This is a genomic window from Gimesia sp., from assembly GCF_048262075.1.
In the GTDB taxonomy this organism is placed as follows: Bacteria; Planctomycetota; Planctomycetia; order Planctomycetales; family Planctomycetaceae; genus Gimesia.
The window spans coordinates 324467-350068 of the sequence record NZ_JBLXFK010000004.1 but is presented as its reverse complement, the minus strand read 5'-3'; the positions used below and the strand labels follow the sequence as shown (position 1 = coordinate 350068).

The window sequence follows — 25602 nt, the reverse complement described above, 5'->3', positions numbered from 1 at the left end:
TTTTACCCAACCAGATAGAACAGCAGCAGCATGCAGATCCAGATCACACCCAGGAAATGCCAGACAACGGCACAGGCATGGACGCCCCAGTGATATTCATGATCATACAGGTAAAGGTAGGCTTTATAAATCACGACCCCCAGAAATCCGAAAGCGACGAAAAAGTGGAGTGCATGCACTAATACAAACGTAAACAACGCTCCATAGCTGCTGGGATAATTCGCAGCGTGATTCGTTTCTTTAAGGCTCAGTAAAATATCTGAATGCTGTTGTAAGAGGTGAGCCAGTCCGATGGTCTGAATGACAAAAAAAGCGCCTCCCAGTAGAAAAGTCAGATTCAGGCAATTGCGGAACTGCTGCTGCTTTTCGTGACTGACAAAATAGACGGCACGTTGAATGGAAATGCTTCCCAGAATCAGCAGGACCGTACTCAGCCAGAGCGCGGGGGGAACCACCAGGTTCACTGGTTCATAATTCTGCGCCAGATTCGAACGGACGATAACATATGCCAGCAGCCCGCCGATAAATAAAACAGTCGTACTGAAGAGAAAAATGGCCAGCCCAAAATCCCGCTGACTTAAGCGATCCCGGGAGGTAAATAACAGCGCGAATCGATTTCGAAGGGAGCGATTCCGAGAAGCTGACATGCTGACCTGCTATCGGTAAACAGCTGAACGACTTACGAGGGTATTACAACTGACCGACCTGGGAATGAGATCCCATTCCCCTGCCGGATCAGTCAGATTTCAATTTATTTCTCAGCTGGTTTCGCTTCGGGTTCGGCTTTTTTCTCCGGAGCAGCTTTTGTATCTGCTGCAGCCGTGGGTGCTGCGGCTGGCTTGGCATCGGGAGCCGCTGCAGGCGCTGCGGCGGGAGCTACGGTCGGAGTCTGATCCTGCTGGAAGCCTTTGACGTAATCATCATAAGCATGCGAATCCAGGAGAATCATGCAGAGGAAAAAGGCAGCAAACACAATCGAAAAGAAGAATGCCAGCCGGTTTAACGGTTTATCGTACCAGAGATGCATGAAGATAAAGACGACCAGTGAAGCTTTGGCAGTTGCGATCGCCATCGAGACGATCACATCCAGACTCCCGGTGTCATACTTGGCTGCTTCCACCGTCACCACTGTCAGCGCCACTAATGCCAGGAACACACCGATCAGAACCTTAACCGGAACGACATGCACGTGGCAGCTTTGTGGATTTTCTGCGTGAGCATCACTTTCAACATGATCTGACATGATGAATACTTTCGTCTCTTTATCTGAAAACTACGGAGAAGCAAAGAGCCTCTCTCAAATGTTGGTTAAACTCTTGAATTCTCTGAACGCTAATTGATCAGGTACAACAGCGGGAACAGGTAGATCCAGATCAGGTCGACCAAATGCCAGTAGAGTCCGACAAAATCAACCGCGCCAAAGTAATAGGTCGTAAACGCTCCATGTGCTGTTCTGACAATCAGCCAGCTGATCGCGATCATGCCACCAATAATGTGGATCGCGTGTAAGCCGGTCATACAGAAATAAACACTGAAGAATGTTCCGGCCAGTTCGGGTTCCGGCACTTTTTCTTTCTGTTTTGCATATTCGGCTGGAACAGTTTCCGCCATCAGAATCTCTTCGTCGGTTGGCTTTTCCGCATGCCCGAAGTGGTGGTAGCCAATACTGGAATAAGCGCCAATCGCCATCCCGGCTGCCGAGATCAGGAAACAACCGGCGATCGTGGCCCATGTCTTTTGATTCGGATTCTTAATCAGCACGCCGAATGCGATTGCCGAAATGATAATCACAACCCACAGTACGGATGTCATATAGGAAAGCGTGTGTTTGGTTTTTTCGAACAGTGCATCATCACTGTGGTCGTCCTGTGCGGCTGTCGCATCGTGAGCATGGTCACCCGCGGCGACGGCATCCGTCGTTGCTGCTGCATCATGATGTTCCGGGCTGTGATACATACCCGCCCATAACAGTCCGTGATGGGCTTTTTCGGTGTACTCGAACGATTTCACACCGAGGAAGATCGCAGCACAGGCCAGAGTCGTCACCAGGCAGATCATCAGGCCGCGCGTCTGACCCAGCTGGGCACAACGCACGCCCCAGGCCATCGTCAGACTGCTGAACAGCAGGACCACGGTATTTGCTGCTCCTAATGTCGTGTCCAGGAACTGGCTGGCATACAGGAACACTTCCGGGTGCAAGGAACGATAAACGGCATAAAAGCCGAACAGGCCGCTGAAGAACAGCACTTCGGTAACCAGAAACAGCCAGATCCCCAGTTTCCCGGTATCAAACTGCTGCTGATGAGAATCAAAGTGATGCGCCAGCCGGGGATCATGATGCTCATGATCGTGGCTATCAGCGTGCTCGTCTGTAGTAGTGGTGGCCGCGGTATTCATTACGCTTCATTATCTCCTGATGCGGTCACAGAGTTCTTGCCAGCCCCTTGACATTCAACGGGAACGTAACCTCCGATTTCCTCATTGTAGACGACTGATTCCATGACATAGGGATCGCCGGCCAGAGGAGGATGATCGAAGTTATTGTGTGGTGGTGGTGAAGAGCACTGCCATTCCAGAGAGGCACCGCCCCAGGGATTGGCGGGAGCCAGTTTGCCCCGGTACACCGAGTAAATCAAAGTGGCAGCCATCAACGCGGAACTCAATCCCAGCAGATAAGCACCGCAGGTTGACATGATATGCAGATTCTGGAATTCAGGCAGGTATGTGTAATACCGGCGAGGCATTCCCCGTGTTCCGAGCAGGAACTGTGGGAAGAAGGTCAGGTTAAAGCCGAGGAAGACGCCCAGGCAGGCAATCCGTCCCCAGAACTCGCTGAACATTTTCCCGGTAATTTTAGGCCACCAGTGGTGCACTGCAGCAAACAGCCCCACCAGTGAGGAACCCATCATCACATAATGGAAGTGGGCGACCACGAAGTAGGTATCATGCAGGTGGATATCGGTTGCGAGTGTTGCCAGGAACAGCCCGGTCAGACCACCAATCGAAAAGATAAACAGGAACGCTAACGCGTAACACATGGCCGTTGTAAAGCGAATCGAACCTTTATACATGGTCGTCAGCCAGTTAAAGACTTTAATGGCAGACGGAATCGATACACTGAAAGTAATCGCAGAGAACACCACGGCGACCACTTTAGACTGACCAGAGACAAACATGTGGTGTCCCCAGACCAGGAAGCCGAAAACAGCAATCGCGATACTACTGTAAGCGATGAAGCGGTAACCGAAAATATGTTTGCGACTGTGAACTGCAATCACTTCACTGATCACACCCATCGCCGGCAGAATCATCACGTAAACTGCAGGGTGAGAATAGAACCAGAAGAAGTGCTGGAACAATACGGGGTCACCGCCCAGTGCAGGGTCAAAAATACCGATGTGAAACGCCCGCTCCACAACCAGCAACAGACCAGTAATTCCCAGTACGGGAGTCGCCAGAATCTGAATCAGGGCGGTCGCATACAAGGCCCACAGAAACAGCGGCATTTTAAACCAGGTCATCCCCGGTGGCCGCATGGTGTGGATGGTCACAATGAAATTCAACCCGGTAAAAATCGAACTGAAGCCCAGAATAAAGACCCCCAGCAGGGCAGTAATCACGGCCGTACTGCTGGTAATACTGTATGGTGTGTAGAAGGTCCAGCCGGTATCCAGTCCGCCCAGTGCCAGAGCCGCCAGGAAGAAGGCGGCACCGAACATCCAGAGATAGAAGCTACCCAGGTTCATGCGGGGGAAGGCGACATCCTTCGCTCCCAGCATGACGGGGAGAATGATATTTCCGATCGCTGCCGGGACCCCGGGAATAATCACCAGGAAGGTCATGATGGCACCGTGCAGGGTAAACATCTGATTGTAGCCATCCGCGGACAGAAACATTTTATTGGGGGACAGCAATTCGGTACGCAGCAGGACCGCGAACAGCCCCCCCAGGAAGAAGGCGCAGGTCACACCGATCAGGTACATAATCCCGATGCGCTTGTGATCGAGGGTGAAAAACCAGCTCTTCCAGCCTTTTGAACAATTTAAATAATTCAATTCGCGGTATTGAATCGGGAAATCTGATTTTGGATTGGAGGAGTCAACTACTGTTGCCATCTTCCAGCCTCCTGAATAATTTCAAATAAGGTCGGATTAAAAAATCCTGAAACACAATTGAGAAACAGATTCTCACTTTTTTTATTTATTAAATCGATTCATCAATGCCACTACTTCTGGTCTTTGATGAATGCGATGATCGCGGTAATGTCCTGGTCCGTCAGCTGGCCTTTGAAAGTCGGCATGATCGGCCGGAAGCCGGTAACGACCTGTGACTGAGGTTCCAGGATCGACTGTCGAATGTAGTTGGCATCTGCAATCCGTGAAGTGCCATCGGTGAACTTGCGCTCGCTGCCGAACAAACCCTTGAAACTGGGGCCATTCTTGGGAACGCCATCCAGTGAGTGGCATTGAATACAACCACGCGTCTTGTAGAAGTATTCCCCGGCTTCAACAGGCGTTTTGTTCTTATGAATATCGGAAGCGTTCTGCAGCCACTTGTCGAAATCACCGCGGGTTTCATGCACCACCACCTTGGTGACCATTTCCGAGTGTTTCTGTCCGCAGTATTCGGAACACATTAAAGGATATTCCAGGGGGTATTTCGTCGGTTCGGATCCTTCAGGAGGAGCGATGGCTTTAAACCATTCCTGCGTGTAACGACCGGGCACCACATCCATTTTAGTACGGAACGCCGGAATCCACAGGCTGTGAATCACATCATCCGAAGCCATCGTGAGTGTGACATTTTCATCCATGGGGATGTGCAGTTCGCTTTCGATCCAGCCATTCGGGTATTTGAAAGCCCAGACCCATTTTTTCGCGACCACATCTATTTCATAGGACGCAGCCGGAGGCGTTCGCATATCCAGGTAGGAGGTAAAGCCGATCCAGAACATGACGACTGTCAACAGTGTTGGTATGACCGACCAGGAAAGTTCCAGAGTCAGGTTATGGGTAACGGTCTTTTCTGCTTCGACGCCAGGTCGATGCCGGTATTTGACCATAAACAGCAGCATCAGCCCGACGATCAGCACGAAGAAAAACGTGCAGACCCATAGGATGAAGAAGTAAACAGAGTCGACACTCTCTGCCACTGTGGAACCTTGAGCCGGGAACCAGAAGCCGGCTTCCGCATTCGCTAATAATTCAGGGATGAATAGTTTCATCTGTATTCACACATTCAACTGTTGAGTGTTAAAATATTTAAGGTATTAACCAAATCTGATTAAAACACAAATTCCTTTGACAGCGGGTCCTGAAACGGTTCAGGTTCCCCCGGTCACTTCATGAGTCTGACCCACTGTCGTTTCCATTTTCACTCTGCCTTTGCGTCCCCGCCAGTAGGGAATCAAAACCACAGTCAGGATAAAAACGGTAGCAAACCCACCAATTTTCATAATATTCCGTGCTGTCGGAGCATACCGACCACTGTCTGCATCATAGTGAAAACAGAACAGTAAAAACCGATCAATGGTAGAACCAATTTTACCTTCCGATGCTTCTACCAAAGCTAATTTCAGAGTCTGTTCAGGAAAATTGACGCCATACAGATAGCGGGAAATTCGACCATCGGGAGTACAAATCAATAAGACTGCCGGGTGAGCATATTCCTTCCGCTCCTCGACAAACTGATACTGAACTCCCATCGCTTCCGCTAATTTCGTAATGGATGCCTGTTGACCACACAGAAAATGCCAGCCACCGGCTGTGCCTGCACGATCGTATTCCTTGAAGTACTTTTGTTTTGTTAAATTCGCCCGCTGATGAGTCTCTTTCGGATCAATACTGACAGAGACAAAATCATATTGTTGATCAGCAGACCACTCTAATCCTTTTAAACCTCTGACCAGCGCTGTGAGCTGCAGGGAGCACAGCATCGGACAGTTGGAATAATTCAGTGATAGAATAACGGGGCGATCCTTTTTAAAATAATCTCCCAGTGTCACCTGTTTTCCGGTACTGTCCTGAAACTTCAGTTCCAAAGGTAATTTTGTATCCAGATGTTCGATGACATCCAGTTTCTCGATATCTTTGGGAGCCTGTTCCATACGTTCTGCCTGCACCGGGATGACAATGCATACCCAGCAGAGAAGAACCAGAATGGAAGATGCAAACGGTTTCATGGTGTTTTGGTTTTTGCCTGTTTCTGCTTTTCCTGTTCTTCCTGAACAACAATTTCCATCGCCCGGTCTATGGGCACAACTACGATATTTTTATCCTGGTCAATCCAGCGGTATTCTGATAAAGCAGCAGCCTGGTTAGCCAGAATGCTGTCGGAATTTACTTCCGGAATTTCGATCACCTTCTCGACGTTCTGCTTCTTTTCAAACGACAAGTCCAGCGCGGCAACCGCGAATACAGTGAAAAACGTGATGATGGTTCCAACGGCACCAACATATGCGATCATCGTTGTATCGAGATCATCATAGGCTGCTTTATGACCCGACATATTTTATTCTCTTATTCTAGAAGTTGCTGATCGATTTGATCAGTCGGAAATTAAATATTGTGAAACTTGAGTGATTCTTCCAGGCGGGGATCCCGTACCGGCATGACTGATTTCTCACCAGCGTACTTCAGGATTCCAGCGACAAAGATACCACCAACTCCAATTGTGCAACAGACATTGATCAGGACCATCTGGAAGGTAACTGCAGACTTGACGCCGTCAAAGGCAATATTCGGCATGACCAGCCAGAAAATATCAACCCAGTTCATGATCAGCAGATAAACAGCCCAGAAGAAGAGTGTTTTGGGATTCCGCTTCATCCAGCGTGACATGAAGAAGACAAAAGGAATCGCAAAGTGACCGATGACCAGCATCAATGAGACCACACCCCAACCCTGTTCCTGACGAGGCAGAAAGAAACTGGTTTCTTCAGGAATGTTGGCATACCAGATCAACAGGTATTGTGAAATCGCAATATAAGCCCAGAAGCAGTTGAAGGCAAACAGCAGCTTACCAACATCATGCAGGTGCTCTACCGTGACTGGTTCCCTCAGTAGCCCTTTGCTGCGAAGGAAAATGAGGCTGATGGCCAGGAAGCTGAAGAAACCGACCAGACCGGCGGCGAAGTAATAAATGCCGAAAATCGTACTGAACCAGTGGGCATCCAGAGACATCAGAAAGTCAATGGCTGCAAAGGAGATTGTAAAGGCATACAGCAGGAGCGCGGGGCCACTGCGGCGTTCCATTAACAGTGTCAGCTCGGGATCACCAGTTTCATCCTGGGCAACTGATTTATTCAGGAAAAACCGGGCCAGAAAAATCCAGGATCCAAAGTAAATCAGATAACGCACTGCAAAGAAACCGGTATTCAGATAAGGTGATTTGGCATGCAGCAGATGGTCATCGGCGACAGTCTTGGTGTTCGCCCATTGATACAGCGTATCATTTCCCATCAGGGTCAGAAGTACGATCGGCAGTACCAGCACAGACAGGGGAATCACACCCATGGAGATAAACTCAGACAGGCGACGTAAAACCACACTCCAGCCGGCCCGCGTGAGCTGCTGAATCATCACAAAGAACAAAGCGCCCAGCGAGATACTCAGGCAGAAGAACGTGCTCTGCAGGTAAGAGAAGGCAAACAGATCCCACCCGTTGGTGAATATCAAACCCAGCACGAAAGCGACCGGCAACAGAGCGGAACAGCCCAGCGCCACTTTCATGGGAAGGGGACCCAGCTCAGCTAGGGTTTGAACGGGAAGCTTCTTGTCAGTATCAGGTGAAGTTTGCATAACGTTTCTTGTTTTTACAACGAGATTAAATTCAACAAGTTGTGTGCCGTAACGATTTACTTATTTCGTATTTCGAAGTTTATTTTTTTCTTCCGGGCGAAGATCTTTGGCGTCAATCTGATGACTTTTCTGCAGGGCTCGCAGGTAGAGTACAATCGCCCAGCGATCTTCCGGTGGAATCTGAGCCGAATATCCAGGCATCTTGCGAACGCCGTTACTGATGGTATGGAAGAGACGCCCTACCGGCAGTTTACGAACATTATCGGTATGATAAGAGGCAGGTCGAACCCAGGTTCCCTGCTGTAATTCCATGGCTCGCAGCGAGACCAGGCCATCGCCTTCTCCCCCCAGACCATGGCAGACAGAACAGTAAATCCTGTAACGTTCTTTTCCACGAGCCATCATTTTCTCAGTCACCGGCATGGGGAATTCCGTCACCCAAGGCAACTTCGCCAGTTTATCTTCGGCTGCCGCTGCTGCAGCGGGATCCGCAGGTTTTGCATCTGCGGGTTGAGATGCGTCCGCTTTATTGTCTGCCGGTTTTTTCTCATCCTGCAGAGCAATTGTGATGACATCCTGATCTTCAGGCAGCTCTTTCAGGCCATAGTAGAACGGAATATTATCGTCTTTATACTGACCACGGGGAATGGTTCCCTCGATATGCGGTCGCACTTCACGACCATCAGCAAAGATGCTCGTTGTATTTTGAGTTTTCAGCTTAGGCTGGAAGTCCATATCGGGAATGATATGAATGCGTGGTGTATTCGTTGTTGTCGAGCGTTTGTAAGCGACCAGTGCAGGAGGCATGATTAACAACACACCGATGAGGCTTAAGGCCAATACCAGAGGTCGTGGGAGTTTGGGAGACTCTACGTCGGACCAGAACTCTTCGACGTGCAGGGGGTTCAGCGATTTCAGAAATTCCCCGGTATCGATTTCAGAAAACTTCGCGTCTTTTGCATCCATACTGATAAAGAACCGGTCGTTCGTCACACGGCGAAATGCTTGAGATTTGAAGATCGGATTGTACAGTTTCGGTAGCTGGTTTAATCCCAGCATTCCGAGAAAGGCACCGAAGGCAGCCAATAGAACAGAAAGCTCGAATGTAATGGGGATACTTGCCGGAATACTGAAAAGCGGCTTACCACTGATCAGGAATGGATAATCGACGGCATTCATGTAGTACTGCATACCGACGGCGATCGTCCCCCCCATCAGGCCACAGCAGGCCACGATCCAGGGCAAAATCGTCATCTTGATGCCCATCGCTTCATCGATGCCGTGCAGAGGAAAGGGCGTGTGAGTATCCCACTTGCTATAACCGGCATCGCGAACTTTCTTTGATGCTTCGATCAATGCATGCGGATCATCAAACTCGGCAAGTAACCCGAGTAGCTGGGGCTCTGCTTTTGTTTTTTCTGGTTGTTCGATTGTGGTCGCCATAATCTTTTTTATTCAAACAAATGAGTTAAGTCGTACCTGACACTGACGGGGCCGCTTCAGTTACTCAGTGATCTTCATGACCATGAGGCTGAGGCATCACACTCTTGACTTCTGCCATCGCCACCATCGGCATGAATTTGCAGAAGAGCAGGAACAATGTCATAAACAGACCGAAACTACCGATCAACATTAACACGTCAACGATGGTTGGTTTGAAGTAACCCCAGCTGGAAGGCAGGAAGTCACGACTCAGTGAAGTCACTGTAATTACGAATCGTTCAAACCACATACCAATATTCACAAAAATACAAACGACAAAAATCATCCAGGGAGTGGTCCGGATTTTCTTGATCCAGAACAACTGCGGACTGATGACGTTACAGGTAACCATGATCCAGTAAGCCCAGGCATAGGGGCCGAATGCACGGTTGATAAAGGCAAATGTTTCATAACCGTTACCGCCATACCAGGCAATGAAGAATTCCATCGCATAGGCATAACCGACCATTGAGCCGGTCGCGATAATCACCTTGGTCATGTTTTCCAGGTGGCGGTCGGTCAGCAGATCTTTGATGCCACAGATGGAGCGGGCTGGGATCATCAGGGTCAGCACCATGGCGAACCCACTGAAAACCGCACCCGCGACGAAGTAAGGCGGAAAGATTGTTGTATGCCAACCAGGCAACTGGGAAACAGCGAAGTCAAAACTCACGATGGTATGCACACTCAACACCAGGGGAGCCGCCAGGGCAGCCAGCAGCAGATATGCCCGTTCATAACGGTGCCAGTGACGGGAAGAACCGTTCCAGCCCAGTGAAAGCAGACCATAAGCAAACTGTTGAATTTTTCCGGTGGCCCGGTCACGTAGTGTGGCGAGGTCGGGAATCATACCCATGTACCAGAACAACAGGGAAACGGTCGCGTAAGTCGAAACAGCGAACACGTCCCACAATAAAGGGCTACGGAAGTTAGGCCACATCGACATCTGGTTCGGAATCGGAAACAGCCAGTAAGCCAGCCAGACACGACCGATGTGAATCCCCGGAAACAGACCGGCACACACCACAGCAAAAATCGTCATCGCTTCAGCAGCACGGTTAATCCCCGTACGCCAGTCCTGGCGGAACAGAAACAGAATCGCGGAAATCAAAGTACCAGCATGGCCAATACCGACCCAGAACACGAAGTTCACGATCGGCCAACCCCAGAAAACCGGGCTCCGGTTACCCCAGACCCCAACACCGGTGATAATGAGATAACCAACCAGACCAAACAACATTCCCACTAAAGAAGCGGAAAACCCGAGTGCAATATACCACGCTTTGGGTGCCTTACACTCAGCCAGTCGGCAGACAGCTTCGGTGACGGTCCCATAGTCGTGAGCTCCCGTCACAAGCGGAGTTCGCTTACCGGGCACTTCGGTGATTGTGTCAATTGGCTCTGCTGTTACTGAAGCCATGGCTTTTGATATCTTTGCTCAATAAATTCAAACGGATTAGTTAGACTCACTCACACATCGGCAGGCACTACCTGCCATCAGAACTCGCTGTTAGTGCTTTTCCGCCTTTTCTGCATGATCCGCTTCAGCGTGCTCTTCTCCATGACCGTGTCCGTGCCCTGCCGATCTTGGTTTTGCCAGGGAAGGATGCGGATTCAAAATCCGGGCCATGTAAGACGTTCTCGGTTTAATATTCAATTCAGACAGCGCTGCATAAGAACGCGGATTGGCGTGTGCCTTCGCAACGCGGGTGGTCTCGTTAGCCAGGTCACCAAATTCAATCGCATTGGCGGAACAGGCCTGCTGGCAGGCGGTGACAATTTCACCATCTTCAATCGGACGCTGTTCGTTTTTGGCTTCGATCTGGACCGACTTGATTCGCTGCACACAGTAAGTACATTTTTCCATGACCCCGCGATGACGAACAGTCACTTCAGGATTCAATACCAGGGCCTGCAGTTTGCCACGGGGCTCTTCATAAATTTTATTGAAGTTGAAGTAGTTGAAGCGACGTACTTTGTAAGGACAGTTGTTGGCACAGTAACGGGTTCCGACACAGCGGTTGTAAACCATGTCGTTCAGACCTTCGTCAGTGTGTACGGTCGCGGCAACCGGGCAAACCTGTTCACAGGGAGCCAGTTCACACTGCTGACACAACATCGGCTGAATGGAGACCCCGGGATTGTTCACATCATCGCCGGTAAAGTAACGGTCAATTCGCAACCAGTGCATTTCCCGACTGTTGATCACCTGCTCGCGACCGACAACAGGAACATTGTTTTCCGCCTGGCAGGCGACCGAACAGGCATTACAGCCAATACACTTGGAAAGGTCGATCGACATCCCCCAGGCCTGGCCTTCGTAGGACAGTTCCTGGTAAACCGGTTTTCCCTTTTTCTCTTTGTCGTCCCACAAGGAAATCAGAGGCGGATGGTGAGTGCGGCCTTCTGCAAAACCGGGATTCTCTTCATATTCAGCCAAATCGCCTTCACGGACCAACTGACCGACACGACCTTTAATTTCACCCTGGCCGACAGCGTCGATGGCATGGTGATCCTGAGTGACCGCCAGTTCGTAGGTCTTACCGGTTTTCTCGACTTTCAGACCAGCCTTGAAGTCGATGGCTCCCCTGGCCTGCAGAGCAGCAATATTTTCGCCCACCGGCTTCACATCGCGGGCGACATCGCCTCCGACCAGACCAGCGGCAGTGCGTCCGTAACCCAGAGCGACAGCCACCGAATTGGGAGCCTGACCGGGCAACACATAGACGGGTAGTTCAATCGACTTGCCATCCAGGATCAGCTTGACGACCGAGCCGAATTCAACGCCCAGATCGTCGGCTGTTTTCGGAGCCAGAATCGCAGCATTGTCCCAGGTAATTTTAGTGAGACTGTCCGGTGTTTCCTGCAGCCAGCCACTGTTGGCAAAGCGACCATCGTATAACTGAGGGCTGGCATAAAACACCAGCTCCAGATCTTCATCCCCTGCTTCGACCACCTTGGTGGGCGGCAGTTCTTTCACTTTCGGCGAGACCGCTTCCAGTGAACTCCCCTTGAGCAGACCATCGTGCACGACGCGTCGCCAGGAGGCGTTCACGGCCATGGAATCCAGCGAACCTTTGACAGCCTCTTTGATCAGATCGAGGGCAATCGGATGTTTATCACCACACAGAATCGCCAGCAGTTCGACTTCCGATTTGCCATCATGCAAAGGCTCAATCAGAGGCTGACCAATACAGAGTGTTCCGTCATAGGAACGGGAATCACCCCACTGTTCAAAGGGATGCGTTTTGGGCAGATGCCACTTACACAACAGTGATGTTTCGTCTTCATACTCGCCCAGGTGAACCGCATTCGGCACCTTGGACAGCGCGGTCACAAAATCGATGTCGCCGGGAGCATTATAAGCAGGATTCCCACCGAGAATGATCAGCGTATCGACTGCCCCAGACTGCATTTCATCGGTCAGCGTCCGCAGCGCTTCGACAGCAGTCATATCACCGGCCAGCGGCTCTTTGGTGTACTTGACAGCCTCTCCAACGTTGCCCAGTTGCTCATTCAACTTATGAACGCGTGCCTGCAGTTCCGCAGGTTGACTTGCACCAATGGCGATCAGACTGGAACCCTGGTTTGCCACCAGATCTTCAGCCATGGCAACCAGCACCTTGTCAGCGTAATCGTCGCCAGCGGCTTCTGCCTTCTTGCCTGACAGCCCGGCTTGCACCTGTGATTCCAACTTGGACAGGAACGGCCCCATATCTACTGAACGAGTGGGCAAACGATGGTCCGCCGAAATACCGGTTGTGGTAAAGCGACTCTCCACGGCATACAGGCGATTCATGGGACCCGCAGCAGGATCACGGCGACTTGCCCAGTCACGTGTATGCTTCAGTGAGGCAGGATGCTCAGACAGCAGATCCTCATCCAGGCAGACAATAATATTCGCCTTGGTCAGATCGAATTGCGGACGAACCGCTTCTCCGAACGCCAGTTTCGCGCCCGCGTAAACATTGTCACGCGAGCAGGCGGTGTAGTCATACCATTTGGACTTGGGATACAGCTCTGCAAACTTCTCCTGCAGCGATTTGCGGGCAGCGGAAGAGCTGACATCCGCCAACACCCGCAGCTTTGCCCCGTCATTCTTTCGCGCCTGACCCAGCACGTTATCGGAATATTCAAAAAACGCACCCCAGTCACGACCGAAACGCGATTTTCCCTTGTATTCAACTACGCCGACCGCACGATCGGGATCATACAGCGAAAGCGTTTCAGACTGTGCAAACACAGAAGAAGCACCCTGACTCTGGGGTGAGTCGGGATTTCCTTCGACCTTGATCGGACGCCCGTCGTAACAGGTCACCAGCAGACTTTCCGCCTGACCACCCAGTTCCATAAAGGTGGCAAACTTCTGAGGCACGCCGGGGATCAAACCCTCGGGACGTGACACACTGGGAGAAATCTTCTCATCTTCCCAATGACAGCCTGTTGCTCCAGCCAGGGCAACGGAGGCACCCATAATCTGCATCCAGCGACGACGCGAAACCCCTTCCGGGTACTCGGAAGCTGCTACCGGAAACTCACGATGTAAAACTTCTTCAAATTCCGGCGTGGAATGCAACTCACCCAGACTTCGCCAATACTTTTTATCCACAACCGAACCCCTTAGCGGTGACACGTAGAACAATTAGTAGAAGGATTCAAATTCAGCTCTTTACGAATCTGCTCGCCCACTTCATGCGGATCCCCCTCAGCCTTCCAGTCAAGTTTCGTCACAAACTCTGTAGGACGAAGACTCGGCTCAGGATGTCGATGACATTCCAGACACCAGCCCATACTCAGCGACTTAACCTGAGTCACTTTATCCATCTTGTCGACGCGGCCATGACAGGAAACACAACTCACGCCTCGGCGGACATGAGCACTATGATTGAAGTAAACATAATCAGGCAGGTCGTGCACACGACGCCATTGCATCGACTTACCGGTCGCCTGGCTCTCACGAATGGGAGCCAGTTTGGAACTGGTAGAGTGAATAGAAACGGTATTCACAACGCCGTTCGCATCCGCTCCACTGTGACAGTTCAGACAGGTTTTGGTCGGTGGAATTGCAGCATGCCCGGCAACTTCGACCGTATTATGACAATAGCGGCAGTCCAGCTTGAGCTTACCCGCGTGCAATTTGTGACTGAACGGGAGAGGTTGCTCAGGTTGATAGCCAACGTCCGTCGTCTCAGGACTGGCCCCAAAGGCAACCATACCAACCACATACAAGGCGCCAATTGCCCCCAGCGCACCCAGCACCGGAACAATTGTATTCACCCATTTAGGAAACAGAAAACGATCCATTTTTGCTTTACCTGATAAGACCTTTCGAGGAAAAAACACCTTAACAGACAAAAACTGCCTGCATTGAAGATGTGCCATCCGATGGTCAGAGCGGAATTTTCACTTGATTACGTAGAGAAGAACCCCCATCTAATCTGCAAGAATAGAAGTTAGCTGAAAAGTAAGCAATCCATTCCCCCGTGCGCAACATCAAGTTTCTTGGAGTCGGGAGTCCTCAGTTTATAAATTCTCATTTATGGGGACAACAAACGACCTTCGCCAGAAACACCTCGTTTACCCATTTACATTTGCAAAACGATTTGATCGTGGGAGATACCTCCCTGTTGCACGCCTGAACCATTTCCACATCGAATTCCGTAAGCAGTACCTTCCTGAGAGACACAAAATGTCCAGTTCATTGATTTACACTAAAAGACTTGTATATCGGATTTTTTGATTTATGATCAGGAGTGGTTCATTTGTCCCTAAACCCGCCAGACCACACACAGCATACACAGACTTTCCCCGGATCAATTTTTCCTTCACTGTCTCTTTATTCAAAGCAGGCGCTCATGCAGTTTCTTCTTCATTTTATCTATTCCTTTTCTGGTTACGATTAATCTTTTTATTCAAGGAGAGTTCCTATGAAACCACAAAAAAAGAAGCCGGGATTTACGCTGATTGAGCTACTGGTAGTAATTGCCATTATTGCAATTCTCATTGCCCTGTTATTACCCGCAGTCCAGCAGGCACGTGAATCAGCCCGCCGCTCGACCTGCAAAAACCAGTTGAAACAGATTGTCCTGGCATTACACAACTACCACGATACACACAGCACGTTCCCCGCAGGCTACTATTCCCGAGCCAACCCCGGCTCTACCATTTCCGGTCTGGAAAACCGGGCGACTGGCTTTGTAATGCTGCTCCCTTTCCTGGACCAGTCATCTCTCTACAACCTGTACAATTTTGATATTGGCACGGGTGGTGGACCTGATCAATCGGGAGGTGGCCAAACCTACAATCAGAACGCCTTCCTGAATGAAACCAAATTGCCTATCTTCCAGTGCCCGTCTGCCAACAGCCGACTGCTGAACCTTAAACTCAACCCCCGTGATGGCCACCTGGATAGCTCTGATACGGGTTCCTCGTATGCCAGCAGCTATGCCTTCAGTTCGGGAAACAAGTATGGCACCGGCAATGGCCAGTTCTGGGGAATTTATTTCGGCACCAGCAATACCGCTGATTCCGGGATTATGACCCCCAACAGTGCCACGCGATTCCGCGATGTGGAAGACGGAACAACTTCGACGTTTTTAGTCGGCGAAGCCGATCTCAATGATCTGAAAACGGACCACTCCGGATCGACGGCGATCGATAACAGTGACGTCGTCAGTCGACGACATGCATTCTGGACAGAAGGCATGCACCATTCAGTCCGCTCCACCTTCATGCCTCCCTACAAATCAATCGAAGAATGTGTCATCTCATTCGCCCCGGGCGCCTGGAGAGACTGCACCTACTCGTTCGGCAGCCCGCATGTTGGGGGACTGCATATGGGCATGGCTGACGGCGCAGTGCGTTTCGTCAGTGAAAATATCAACCTCTCAACCTGGAGGTATCTGGGATCAATGGGAGATGGAGAGGTTCTCGGAGAATTTTAAACCAGCCTGAGCCAGTCGAACCCATCACATGAAGTTCAGTTCGACTGGTTCTTTTTTTTGTTTGCCCCTCCTGCAGATCGGGAGGCCAGCGAAAATTCCAGCAAAGGAAAGACCTCCCGCCATGAACGCTCGTTTTCTTATCCTCTCGTTTTTGTTATTGATTTCCGGATGCGGCGGTTCAGATCTGTCTTATGACAAAGCCGCCGTCCATGGAACGGTGACTGTCAACGGTGAACCCCTTTCCTCCGGCAAGATTCGTTTTATACCACTTGTGGATACGGTGAGCAAACTCACTGTGGCGGATATCGTCGATGGCAATTATGAATTCGATGTTGAAAACGGGCCGGGTGTCGGCGAGCATCGAGTGGAAATCATTTCCATCCGCAACACGGGAGAAAAAGTTCAAATCCCGGATGACCCCGAAGGCACCATGAGGGAAGAAACGGAACAGATTCTGCCAGCCATTTATAATACCAGTTCGCGATTGACCTTCGAAGTCAAAGCGGGGGAGAACGAAGGAAACTTCGATTTGAAGATGAAAAAGTAGCCTTTCAGATCAGGTCCGAATGACCGTTAAAACGAGCCGCTCTAGACTGTGTCCAGCTTTACTGTAGCGTCTTCAGGGTTATTTGTTCCGAGTAGATCAGTTGGAGACGCGCTACCGTTAAACGTGATGCGCACTAGCTGTTTTTTCACCAGAGCTTTACACAAGCTCCACGTTGTAACATGATAAGTCTCTATCAAACTATTATCGGAATTCCATTTCCTCAACTTCGCACCACAGGCCTATCATGAGCAAACACGTTCGCTGGGGTATTCTAAGTACAGCCAAAATCGGCACCGTCCAGGTCATTCCCGCCATGCAGAAAGGAGAGTTCTGCGAGATCGTCGCGTTGGCTTCCCGTAATCAGGAACAGGCTGAAACCGTCGCCAGCGAACTGGGAATTCCGCGTGCCTATGGCTCCTATGAAGCGCTGCTGGCAGACCCGGAAATCGACGCCATTTATAACCCGCTGCCGAATCACCTGCATGTCCCCTGGTCTATTAAAGCCATCGAAGCAGGCAAACACGTGCTGTGTGAAAAGCCGATCGGCCTCTCTGCTGAGGAAGGCCAGCAACTGCTCGAATGCGCCCAGGCTCACCCCGAAATCAAAGTGATGGAAGCGTTCATGTACCGCCATCATCCGCAGTGGCAGTTGACAAAAAAACTGGTTCAGGATGGCGCGATCGGCGACCTGCGCACGATCCAGTCCTTCTTCTCCTACTTCAACAACGACCCGGGCAACATCCGCAATCAACGCGAGATCGGCGGGGGCGGACTGATGGATATTGGCTGCTATCCGATTTCACTCTCGCGTTTTATCTTTGATGCAGAACCTCAGCGGGTTTCCGGCATCGTCGAATATGACGACCAGCTGGGCACGGACTGCCTGGCGTCAGCGACGATGGATTTTGGCAGAGGCACCGCCACGTTCACCTGTTCGACACAGCTTAACCCTTATCAACGGGTTCACATTCATGGCACGACGGGGCGAATCGAGATTGAAATCCCGTTCAACGCCCCCATCGACCGTCCGTGTAAAATCTGGCACCAGACGGGAGCAGACAGCAAAGAGCTCGAACTGGAAATCTGCAGCCAGTACACCATTCAAGGTGATCTGTTTTCGCAGGCCATCCTCAATCAGTCACCGGTTCCGACTCCGCTGGCAGATGCCATCGCGAATATGAAAGTCATCGAAGCGGTGCTGGAAAGCAATCGGAGTGGATCCTGGATTTCAGTGTAAAAGAAATCGACGCTACCTGAAGATCTAGACTGTGTCCCGTTTTACTGTAGCGTCTCCAGGGCTGCTTGGCCTGAGGATACCAGATTGAGGGACACGATACTGAAATGTGATGGTCTAGCTGGTCAGCGCGCACAGAGATCCTTTGAGGCAATTGCTTCATTCCTGATACACCAGATTATTTCCGAGTTCTGCGGGTCCCAGGTCTGTTATGAGCGGGGCGCGAGCACCATGATCATGTTTCGTCCACTGGCCATGGTTGCGGCCTGCTCGACTTTAGCGATCTCGGAAAGCTGTTCCTGGATGTCTCCCAGGATGGTTCGACCAAGTTCATGATGCGCGTTTTCGCGTCCCCGGAACATGATATTGAATTTGACCTTATCTTTCTGTTCCAGAAATTTGCGGGCACTTTTCAGTTTGAACTCAATATCGTGCTTCCCGATTTTCGGACGCATCCGAATTTCTTTCAGCTGCACCTGATGCTGCTTGGTATTTTTGCTGGTCTTCTTTTTACGCTCGTACTTCAGCTTACCATAATCCATAATCCGACAGACCGGGGGTTTGGCATCCGAGGCGACTTCAACCAGATCCAGGTTGGCTTCCATGGCCAACTTTAAAGCTTCTGCGGTAGGAATCACCCCTAACTGCTCCCCGTCTTGATCAATGACCCGTACCGGACTGATCCGAATCTGGTCATTAAGTCTCTGCGTTGTTTCGATTGCTTGTTTCTCCTTGTAATGTAAAAAAATCAGGTTACATGCCTTGAGGGTGAATCCACCTGAACTCAGGGCACACGCTTTCTATTATAGCTGGTATGAAAAAAAGAACATCTCAAATGAGATGCTTTGATCACCAGCCCGTTTCGATATTGAAAACTGACTTAACTATACTGTTCTATCTTAAGTTATATCAATACCGGGAAAGAGGCAAGTTTGACTGAGACAGTATTTTTAGTGAAAATCTCAAGATCCACTTAGATTCCCCTGTTTACCAGAGTAGACACATCGCAAAGAAACCCCGAAAAGTTGTCGTACTCTTCTGCTCGGTCAATTCGCTTCTTTCAAGGGGAATCGTTTCACTTCACCCGAAAAGTCCCTCAAATTCCGCTGTTTTGTCTCCGGAATGGGTACTGGCTCCCAGCGTGGCCCTGCGTTCCGGTAATCTTTAAAAGGATCCTGGCTGCCGGAATGATCTTTGAGCGGGAACTTCAGTGTCTGGTTCTGTAATGCTGTTCGCAGGTTCGGTGTAGTATCGGGCACTTCATTCGAAGCAGCATTTCCCGTAGCCTGACTCTGAGGGAACAAGGTCACTGCCCCTTCCTGCGGTCCAGGTTCCGGCAGATCATGGAAATCGGCTGCACGTGTGTCCGGCTGGTATCCTGACTCAGGACGAGGAGGAACCATCGATCGAGGTGCAAAATACGCCTCGGGTTCATTCTGACTACTGGTTCCTTCCAGATTTTGAATTGGTTTTTGTGCACCGGGAGTCTCATCAAAATCGATGGATCGAATGAATTCCGGATTACCTGATCCATCCTGCGGCACACCGGGAACGGCGGGAGGCATGAAATTGCCTGTCACTGGTTCCGGAGTCGGCTCTGCTGAATGTGGAGTGGGCTGCATCGGTTCTACCGGCACTTCACCGGGAGTCAGCAATTGTGGATAGACGCCTTGGGACAGTGCCCCTGTGTATTCCGGAGCATCTGCAATTTTCCGGACACGGCCTCGCAGACGATCACGTTCGGAGGCATCCATGTAGGCTTTTTCAGGCCAGCCCCCTTCGGCAAGATAAATATTGTTGTAAGCCAGCAGCGAGCCTTTTTCAAACTGGACGTTCTTGATCGCCAGAGAATATTCAACCAGTGAACGATAATAGCTGCCATCCGCTTCTGCCTGGCGGCGCTGTGCTTCGAGCAGCAGATCCAGCGTCGCATTATCCGATTCGTAGGCAGCTTGAACAGCGGCAACTTCCTGCCGCGCCGCGTGACGCCGGTTGAACGTGGTCTGCAAAACCGCGTAAGCACGATCCACGTCCGAAATCGCATTACTTAAACTTTGCACGATGGCTCGTTCCTGTTCATGCAAAATCGCACGATCCCGGGCCAGCAGCAGTTCAGCATGTCGCATGGCGGCATGGGCCTGTCGTTTCCCCAGCGGAACAGACAGCTCGATCCCCATCTGCCACTCCTGCAGATTGCCATCGAACAGAGTATTTAATGCACCATCAAACTCACCCACATTCGAACCTTCTGCCAGGAAGTTTTTACCGAACCCACGCCAGCGATAGCGACCGATCAGGTCCAGTTCCGGTTTCAGGAAGTTCTTGTTGGCTTCCAGTTCAAGTTCACGTTTTTTGATCTGCCAGCGTTGACGACGAATTTCGGGACGACGTTCCAGGGATTCGACCAGTGTTTCTTCCCAGTTGAATTCGACCTTGGCCAGCGAAGGTTCGTCAGCCGGACGAATTAATCGCCCATCATTAATGGGAATGCCCATCAGCATGCGCAGACGACGCTCGGCAACATAGACACCATGGTTACTTTGAAAGGTACCACCCTGGCTGCCATTGTTGGTATGGGTCCCATTCAGCAGTCGGCCGCTTAATGCATTTTCGACTTCAGCCTGATACCGGAAATACTGTTCGCGGGCCTGGGCTTCTTTTTCTGCTTCGCCACCACGACGACCATTCTCATACAACGCATGAATCCGACGCCAGGTTTCCAGCGCAGAATCACGAGCCATGATCTTGGCATCCAGATCACGGTAGCCGAAATACAGATCCCAGTAGGCATTCTCCACATCACTCACCATATCACGCACGGAGATTTCGAATTCTCCAAGGCTGATATCGGTATTGATGCGGGCAATAATCACACCATTGATCACACCAGGCGTGCCGCTGGGACCCGCAATCTGATTGAAACTGATCCCGCCGCCCTGCATCAGCGGGTGACGAAATTCCATTTCGATATTGTTCTGATAGGCATGGGGAAACTGGTTACCTGGTGAGTTGTTGGCATCATAGTCAATGTAATCACGCAGAGTAAATTCGGTTCCGGTCATGGCACGTTTGGTCAACTGTGCCTGGACCACCATCGCATCCTGTCGCAACAGTCGTGTTCCACCGCCGAAGAAGACGTTGTTTAATGCTTTATCATTTTTCTCAAAGTAAGTACTGGCAGACAGCGTGGTATCGTAGGCACTTAACGCACCGGCCACACCATAACGGGGGTCTGCTTCCGTAATCGCAGCATCGTATTTGGTATGCACCCCGGCAGGCGTATTTAACGCGATTCCGCCCACATCACCCAGAACTTTTGAACTCTGCAATGCCATTTTGACCGCTTCCTGCAGAGACAGATCCCAGTACTCAGGAGTAGCTGAACTGGAAACCGTTGCGGGCATCTGTGTGCCAATGGTATCACCTTCATCAATATCTTCCACATTGGGATACTCAATCTGAGTCAGGGCGCGCTGATATGTCTCATCACTTTCCACAAACTCTTCCTGCAATGAATTGCTCAGGAAGCGGCTGCACCCTGGGCCCAGCAGTACAACTGCGGCAAACAGGAGCATCATCCGGGCTATGAAACAGTTCATCGATTTTCCCTGGTCAGGAGGACCATTGAATTGAAGGCTATACGCTCTCTCAACTCATCGGCACAGAAACGCCTCCTCCCAAAGCAAATTTTCAGCATATTCGGAATATTCCGCACAATCGGATTATCCACAACTCCATCCAGAACACCCCTCTTAACGCATCTTACCCACTCGCACATAGTGGTTTGGGAATACATGTTCTGGACGAAGGAATCAATCAGTGAAGCTGCGCAATCATTTAAAGTTGTACACTAATTACTTTGGGGAGCGTGACCGCTTTTAGGGGGAGAATCGGAGTAGAGCAGGGATCGCTGTGCTAGACTGTGTTCAGTTTTCCGTAGCGTCTCCAGAAACATTGGGGCCGAGTATCACAGTACGCGAGATGCTATGCAAAAATGTGATGCGTTCCAGATTGAAAACAACTTCGGGATCAGACCGGCACTGTTCGGGATTGATCGTGGTACTACTTTCCCTGACTTCCCACTTTAGTAATACGTATGACGACTGAAGAATCTTCTTCGATTGAGAACCTCTGGCAGGAGATTGAAGAGCTTGTTCTGGGACTGGCCCAACTCGCGCGCACGGAGATTTCGAGTCAGAAATTTTACTCGGAACTGCTGGACCGCGCAGTAAGAGGTATGTCTGCGCAGGGATGTGTACTCTGGGTGGCCGACGCTACGGGTAATCTGGAAGCAAAGCAGCAGCGAGGCGCGCATCCGGAAACAAACATCGGTGCGCCTCTGAATGAACAGAAAATCGAACAGCATCGCCTGTTGCTGCGGGAAGCACTACACGAACAGCGACCTGCTACCATCGAACCACGGGGACGCTGGTCAGAGCAACATCGGGGCATCAATCCTCTGGATGAAAATCTGATTTTGTGTCCGGTCTCTATTGAAGCGCACCCGACTCCGCAGGTCGGCCTGCTGGAAATAGTGCATCACCCTCCCCGCTCTTTTTCAGCGCAGGAAGGCTATGTCAGATTTATCAGCGCACTCTGTGAAATCTCAGAGGATTTCTGTCAGCACAGCCAGTTGCAGAAACTGCGCGAACTGGAAGCGCTGTGGGAACAGTTTGAACGATTCTCCGAACACGTCCATCTCCATTTAAATACAGAACAGACCGCGTTCATCATCGCCAATGAAGGGCGGATTCTGATCGACTGCGACCGCCTGTCCGTTTTGCAGAAAACCGGTAAGACACATCAGCTGATCGCTGCCAGTGGTGTCGAAGGCATCGAACGCCGCTCGGAAACAGTCCAGCGGCTGGAATCCCTGGTGACAGCGATTCAGTCCCTGAAGCGTCCTTACTGGATTATGGAAGCGGAAGAAAAATATCCGCCGCAGATCGCTGAACCGCTGCATGCTTACCTGGATCTTGCCGGATCGCGGGCGCTGATGATCTTCCCGCTTGCACATATCATTCAGGAATCCACCGACGATCCTGCCGAGGCTCAAAGCAACGTCGAACAAAGCCAGCTGGCAGTCGGGGCAATCGTGATGGAGCAGTTCCACGAAGCCTCGTCCAGTCATACCATTCTGGAGCGGGCACAGGCCGTCTCGCGACATGGGGGAACCGCATTATATAATTCCCTGCGGTTCGAAAGTTTTCCCTTTTTCCCTCTCTTAAAACACTGGTCGTATTCCCCGCTCAGAAAAAAACAGTGGACGGGCCGCAAACTGATGACGGCAGCGTTGATCCTGGCCGTCCTCTCAGCCGTCCTGATCCTGACGCCGGCAGATTTCAAAATCGAAGGCACAGGAAACCTGCAGCCGGTCGACCAGCAAAACGTGTTTGCGACGGCGGACGGTGTTGTCGATCAGATCTTCGTCCGGCAGGCGGAACAGGTTTCCGCTAACACGACACTGTTAACACTGCGCGACTCCGATCTGGAACTGGAATTCAGCCGGGTGCGTGGCGAGATCCAGACCTCGCAGAAACGGTTGAATGTCATCGAGGCCGCACGCCTGGGACTCAACCCCACCGATGCCACTGCACTGCAACAGGCTAATCGCCTGACCGCCGAGCAGGAAGAACTCAACGCACGCCTGAAAAGCCTGAACGAACAGTCGACGCTGCTCAAGAATCAGCAGGAAGCACTTACGCTCAAAAGCCCGATCAGTGGTGAAGTCCTCACCTGGGACTTACAGGAAAAATTACTCGCACGCCCCGTTCAGCGCGGACAACAACTGTTAACCGTCGCCGATCTTAAAGGCCCCTGGATCTTAAAAATGGAAGTCCCCGATTCAGAAATGGGACATGTGCTGGCTGCACAACGGGCGAGTAAAGACCCCTTGTCCGTCTCCTTCCTGCTGTTGACTGATCCTGATCAGACCTACCAGGGAACGATTGAAAAAATCGCCGCGACCGCAGAACCGGACGCGGATGGCAAGCCGGTTGTGCAGATCACCGTTAAGCTGGACCACGAAACCATCAAAGGACTCCGCCCGGGGGCTTCCGTTCTCCCCCAGATCGACTGTGGTACGCGCTCACTGGGTTACGTCTGGCTCAGGCGACTGTTCGAAACCGTACAGCGCGAACTCTTTTTCTTTTAACGGGAACGACTCTCCTTGAGCGGATTCTCGTACCAGAACACACCCAGCCCCTGCTTCTGATCCCGCTCTTCACATGTGAGCACATCCAGGTCGCCGTCCGCATCCAGGTCGAGCAGTTCAATGCGATCGAACTTAATGCCCCGTGGTCCACTCATCTCCTGCGGCTCCCAGTTGAACTGATCTCCCTTGCGTGTACCACGCATCCAGACCACACCTGATTTGGGTGGCTCCGCATGTTCGCAACTGAGTACCAGGTCCAGCACACCATCCCCGTTCAGATCACCGGCCGCGACTCCTTTTCCGCTGCCTGTATTCTGCGGAAACGGAATCCTCTGGTGATCCCAGTTCAAGCCACTCCCATCCAGACGGCGATACCAGTGCACTTCATCCGGGGCGCGAGAGACCACCAGAATGTCCTGCAGGCCATCCTGATCCAGGTCGGACAGATGGGCAAACATCACTTCCCGATCCTGACCGCCGACCCAGTGATTCTTCCACGGCTTACCCATAAGAGCGATGGGGCCTCCCGGATTTTCCAGCCAGCGGCAGCCGCGCAGCTTTCCCTTGCGATCCGTGGTCAACAGATCCTGATCGCCATCCCCATCCATATCGACGGCAAACAATGACATGATCCAGCCAGCAGGGGAAAGGGTGATCCACTTGTACTTTGACAGATCGCGCGTATCCGAAGTCGGCATAAACCAGCCGATCTCTGCTCCCGAGCCTTTCCCGGCGGCCACCAGTTCTTCTCCGCCACGTGAATCGAGGCCAATCTTCGCAGGAACGGCAAACATCCACATCATCCGATCCTTCGAAGCAGGCAGCACTTCCTGTTTCCAGGAATTCTCGAACGGCTTCTCAGCCGGAGGCCAGTGCACGTAAAGCGCACGCGTTTTCCCTTCACAGCAGCTGACAACCGCCTTTCTCACATGTTGCCGATCCAGATCGATCCAGGCAGCGTCTTCCACATGAGGTGTCATGCCGACTGTTACTGCGGGCCAGGTCTTTTTCGCTTGAGCAGCGCCGGGATTGCGATAGATGCGGGTGATCCCTCCTTCTTCCCAGCCCGTCGTAATGTCGATTAATCCGTCGCCGTCTGCATCGAACAGCTTGACGCCGTCTGCACCACGGGATGAATTGTCAATGATATGACGTTCCCAGGGATTCCCCCGCCTGACTTCTTCTCCCGCCTCAATTTCGAGGGAAAGAAACGTCAGCAATAATGAAAAGCGCAGAATCGTTTTTGCAATCGTCAGCATGAGAGCCTCCTGAAACCAGATGTGGCGTTTTCTTCACTACCAGTATCACAGCCTCTTTCCCGGATCGCAAGAACCCTTCGTATCGCAAGGGATATTCCGCGAATCTGAGCTACTTCGGCTCGAAATTCTCTGCAGAGATTTGCATGTTTCCCCTGTTTTTCTGGGGTTAAGTATGCTGCGTGC

General features: G+C 51.2%; 19 protein-coding genes. 4 read left to right on the top strand and 15 right to left on the bottom strand.

Annotated features, from left to right (window positions below; translation table 11 throughout):
• Positions 1-2 precede the first annotated feature (2 nt).
• The 12 genes from ACN0YH_RS11080 to ACN0YH_RS11025 all read right to left on the bottom strand — a co-directional run bounded on the left by ACN0YH_RS11080 (position 3) and on the right by ACN0YH_RS11025 (position 14585).
• Positions 3-647: a cytochrome c oxidase subunit 3 gene (locus tag ACN0YH_RS11080; RefSeq protein WP_417379636.1), complete on the bottom strand. Its 645-nt coding sequence runs from the start codon at positions 645-647 to the stop codon at positions 3-5.
• A gap of 104 nt (positions 648-751) precedes the next feature.
• Positions 752-1243: a cytochrome C oxidase subunit IV family protein gene (locus ACN0YH_RS11075; protein WP_417379635.1), complete on the bottom strand. Its 492-nt coding sequence runs from the start codon at positions 1241-1243 to the stop codon at positions 752-754.
• An 89-nt stretch (positions 1244-1332) separates the two neighbouring features.
• Positions 1333-2397: a cytochrome c oxidase subunit 3 gene (locus ACN0YH_RS11070; RefSeq protein WP_417379634.1), complete on the bottom strand. Its 1065-nt coding sequence runs from the start codon at positions 2395-2397 to the stop codon at positions 1333-1335.
• Positions 2397-4115, bottom strand: coding sequence for a cytochrome c oxidase subunit I (locus ACN0YH_RS11065; protein ID WP_417379633.1), 1719 nt, complete (start codon positions 4113-4115; stop codon positions 2397-2399). The genes ACN0YH_RS11070 and ACN0YH_RS11065 overlap by 1 nt, the downstream gene beginning before the upstream one ends.
• A gap of 110 nt (positions 4116-4225) precedes the next feature.
• Entirely contained in the window at positions 4226-5224 is a 999-nt protein-coding gene (gene coxB, locus ACN0YH_RS11060) for a cytochrome c oxidase subunit II (RefSeq protein ID WP_417379632.1), read from the bottom strand.
• Between the two features lie 99 nt (positions 5225-5323).
• A complete protein-coding gene (locus ACN0YH_RS11055) occupies positions 5324-6181 on the bottom strand; it encodes an SCO family protein (protein ID WP_417379631.1) in 858 nt (285 codons plus the stop codon).
• Positions 6178-6507, bottom strand: coding sequence for a hypothetical protein (locus ACN0YH_RS11050; protein ID WP_417379630.1), 330 nt, complete (start codon positions 6505-6507; stop codon positions 6178-6180). The genes ACN0YH_RS11055 and ACN0YH_RS11050 overlap by 4 nt, the downstream gene beginning before the upstream one ends.
• Before the next feature lie 50 nt (positions 6508-6557).
• The gene (locus tag ACN0YH_RS11045; RefSeq protein ID WP_417379629.1) at positions 6558-7799 is read right to left on the bottom strand and encodes a quinol:cytochrome C oxidoreductase; all 1242 of its coding nucleotides are present in this window, start codon (positions 7797-7799) and stop codon (positions 6558-6560) included.
• A 60-nt stretch (positions 7800-7859) separates the two neighbouring features.
• Positions 7860-9242: a quinol:electron acceptor oxidoreductase subunit ActD gene (locus ACN0YH_RS11040; RefSeq protein WP_417379628.1), complete on the bottom strand. Its 1383-nt coding sequence runs from the start codon at positions 9240-9242 to the stop codon at positions 7860-7862.
• 64 nt (positions 9243-9306) lie between these two features.
• Positions 9307-10701: an NrfD/PsrC family molybdoenzyme membrane anchor subunit gene (nrfD, locus tag ACN0YH_RS11035; protein ID WP_417379627.1), complete on the bottom strand. Its 1395-nt coding sequence runs from the start codon at positions 10699-10701 to the stop codon at positions 9307-9309.
• 90 nt (positions 10702-10791) lie between these two features.
• Positions 10792-13890 (bottom strand): TAT-variant-translocated molybdopterin oxidoreductase, encoded by a 3099-nt coding sequence (locus ACN0YH_RS11030; protein ID WP_417379626.1) that lies wholly within the window; start codon positions 13888-13890, stop codon positions 10792-10794.
• A gap of 11 nt (positions 13891-13901) precedes the next feature.
• Positions 13902-14585, bottom strand: coding sequence for a cytochrome c3 family protein (locus ACN0YH_RS11025; protein WP_417379625.1), 684 nt, complete (start codon positions 14583-14585; stop codon positions 13902-13904).
• Positions 14586-15208: 623 nt separating this feature from the next.
• On the opposite strand from ACN0YH_RS11025, the gene ACN0YH_RS11020 reads away from it, so the two are divergent.
• The 3 genes from ACN0YH_RS11020 to ACN0YH_RS11010 all read left to right on the top strand — a co-directional run bounded on the left by ACN0YH_RS11020 (position 15209) and on the right by ACN0YH_RS11010 (position 18009).
• Positions 15209-16225 carry a DUF1559 domain-containing protein gene (locus ACN0YH_RS11020; RefSeq protein ID WP_417379624.1) on the top strand — a complete coding sequence of 339 codons (1017 nt, stop codon included), beginning with the start codon at positions 15209-15211 and terminating at the stop codon, positions 16223-16225.
• A 121-nt stretch (positions 16226-16346) separates the two neighbouring features.
• Positions 16347-16772, top strand: coding sequence for a hypothetical protein (locus ACN0YH_RS11015; protein ID WP_417379623.1), 426 nt, complete (start codon positions 16347-16349; stop codon positions 16770-16772).
• Between the two features lie 244 nt (positions 16773-17016).
• The gene (locus ACN0YH_RS11010; RefSeq protein ID WP_417379622.1) at positions 17017-18009 is read left to right on the top strand and encodes a Gfo/Idh/MocA family protein; all 993 of its coding nucleotides are present in this window, start codon (positions 17017-17019) and stop codon (positions 18007-18009) included.
• Between the two features lie 206 nt (positions 18010-18215).
• Here the strand turns inward: ACN0YH_RS11010 and infC are convergent, their stop codons facing one another.
• Both infC and ACN0YH_RS11000 read right to left on the bottom strand, forming a co-directional pair.
• Positions 18216-18725 (bottom strand): translation initiation factor IF-3, encoded by a 510-nt coding sequence (gene infC / locus ACN0YH_RS11005; RefSeq protein WP_417379751.1) that lies wholly within the window; start codon positions 18723-18725, stop codon positions 18216-18218.
• 327 nt (positions 18726-19052) lie between these two features.
• Positions 19053-21605, bottom strand: coding sequence for a TolC family protein (locus tag ACN0YH_RS11000; RefSeq protein ID WP_417379621.1), 2553 nt, complete (start codon positions 21603-21605; stop codon positions 19053-19055).
• A gap of 497 nt (positions 21606-22102) precedes the next feature.
• Between ACN0YH_RS11000 and ACN0YH_RS10995 the strand changes: the two genes are divergently transcribed.
• Entirely contained in the window at positions 22103-24160 is a 2058-nt protein-coding gene (locus ACN0YH_RS10995; RefSeq protein ID WP_417379620.1) for an efflux RND transporter periplasmic adaptor subunit, read from the top strand.
• Here the strand turns inward: ACN0YH_RS10995 and ACN0YH_RS10990 are convergent.
• Complete coding sequence (locus ACN0YH_RS10990) at positions 24157-25419, bottom strand: FG-GAP repeat domain-containing protein (protein WP_417379619.1); 1263 nt, start codon at positions 25417-25419, stop codon at positions 24157-24159. The genes ACN0YH_RS10995 and ACN0YH_RS10990 overlap by 4 nt on opposite strands.
• Positions 25420-25602: the final 183 nt, after the last annotated feature.

Excerpts from the sequence above, each read along its gene's own strand:
- ACN0YH_RS11070 (WP_417379634.1), bottom strand. The coding sequence starts at position 2,397 with ATGAATACCGCGGCCACCACTACTACAGACGAGCACGCTGATAGCCAC.
- ACN0YH_RS11050 (WP_417379630.1), bottom strand. The coding sequence starts at position 6,507 with ATGTCGGGTCATAAAGCAGCCTATGATGATCTCGATACAACGATGATC.
- ACN0YH_RS10990 (WP_417379619.1), bottom strand. The coding sequence starts at position 25,419 with ATGCTGACGATTGCAAAAACGATTCTGCGCTTTTCATTATTGCTGACG.
- ACN0YH_RS10995 (WP_417379620.1), top strand. The coding sequence starts at position 22,103 with ATGACGACTGAAGAATCTTCTTCGATTGAGAACCTCTGGCAGGAGATT.
- ACN0YH_RS11045 (WP_417379629.1), bottom strand. The coding sequence starts at position 7,799 with ATGCAAACTTCACCTGATACTGACAAGAAGCTTCCCGTTCAAACCCTA.
- ACN0YH_RS11040 (WP_417379628.1), bottom strand. The coding sequence starts at position 9,242 with ATGGCGACCACAATCGAACAACCAGAAAAAACAAAAGCAGAGCCCCAG.
- ACN0YH_RS11020 (WP_417379624.1), top strand. The coding sequence starts at position 15,209 with ATGAAACCACAAAAAAAGAAGCCGGGATTTACGCTGATTGAGCTACTG.
- ACN0YH_RS11065 (WP_417379633.1), bottom strand. The coding sequence starts at position 4,115 with ATGGCAACAGTAGTTGACTCCTCCAATCCAAAATCAGATTTCCCGATT.
- ACN0YH_RS11000 (WP_417379621.1), bottom strand. The coding sequence starts at position 21,605 with ATGAACTGTTTCATAGCCCGGATGATGCTCCTGTTTGCCGCAGTTGTA.
- coxB (WP_417379632.1), bottom strand. The coding sequence starts at position 5,224 with ATGAAACTATTCATCCCTGAATTATTAGCGAATGCGGAAGCCGGCTTC.
- ACN0YH_RS11015 (WP_417379623.1), top strand. The coding sequence starts at position 16,347 with ATGAACGCTCGTTTTCTTATCCTCTCGTTTTTGTTATTGATTTCCGGA.
- ACN0YH_RS11075 (WP_417379635.1), bottom strand. The coding sequence starts at position 1,243 with ATGTCAGATCATGTTGAAAGTGATGCTCACGCAGAAAATCCACAAAGC.
- nrfD (WP_417379627.1), bottom strand. The coding sequence starts at position 10,701 with ATGGCTTCAGTAACAGCAGAGCCAATTGACACAATCACCGAAGTGCCC.
- ACN0YH_RS11025 (WP_417379625.1), bottom strand. The coding sequence starts at position 14,585 with ATGGATCGTTTTCTGTTTCCTAAATGGGTGAATACAATTGTTCCGGTG.
- ACN0YH_RS11055 (WP_417379631.1), bottom strand. The coding sequence starts at position 6,181 with ATGAAACCGTTTGCATCTTCCATTCTGGTTCTTCTCTGCTGGGTATGC.
- ACN0YH_RS11080 (WP_417379636.1), bottom strand. The coding sequence starts at position 647 with ATGTCAGCTTCTCGGAATCGCTCCCTTCGAAATCGATTCGCGCTGTTA.
- ACN0YH_RS11010 (WP_417379622.1), top strand. The coding sequence starts at position 17,017 with ATGAGCAAACACGTTCGCTGGGGTATTCTAAGTACAGCCAAAATCGGC.